The 538-nt window shown below is 69.7% G+C and carries 2 pseudogenes; both read left to right on the top strand.

From position 1 onward, the window contains the following. Positions 1-363 (top strand): annotated as a pseudogene (locus JCM19049_RS17240) (hypothetical protein); the annotation flags it as partial. Further along, positions 342-538: pseudogene (locus JCM19049_RS17235) on the top strand (metal-dependent hydrolase); the annotation flags it as partial. The pseudogenes JCM19049_RS17240 and JCM19049_RS17235, both read left to right, overlap by 22 nt.

Below are 538 nucleotides of genomic sequence, written 5' to 3'. Positions count from 1 at the left end.
CCGATTTCCAACCTGGTCACCCGCCTGGTCTGCACGATCTCCGGGGGACACCGCAACGGCACCCACTCGCTGCTGGGGGTCGGCGCGTTCGCGCTGCTGGCCTGGGTGCTGGACAAGTGGTCGATCCACACCGCGGGCCTGGGGGTGGTCTACCCGGGCGCCGCCGTGTTCGCGGTGCTGCTGATCTCCTTCGCCGTGAAGACCATGAAGTTCATGCCGGCGCTGCTGTGCTGGGTGATCGCCCTGGCCGGGGCCGCGTTCGTGGGAATGAACGCCCCGATGAGCGTTCCTGGTTCTTCCTGGCGGTGGTGCTGGGCGCCGGGGTGCACCTGCTGGGGGACATGCTCACCATCGGCGGGGTGAACCTGCTGTGGCCGATCCGCTTCAAGGCTCCTCGCTGGTTCCGCCGCCTGCCGGGGATCGGCGGATGCTGGAAGGCCAACGGCCGGGTGGCGGTGCCGGTGCTCGGGGCGACCGGCTCGAACGCCGAATGGGTGCTGGCCAGCGCGCTGACCTCCTATGTGACCGTCGCGCTGCT

It is taken from the genome of Arthrobacter sp. JCM 19049 (genome assembly GCF_001310435.1).
Note: the sequence above shows the minus strand (reverse complement) of the source record. Positions and strands in the feature narration are given on the sequence as shown.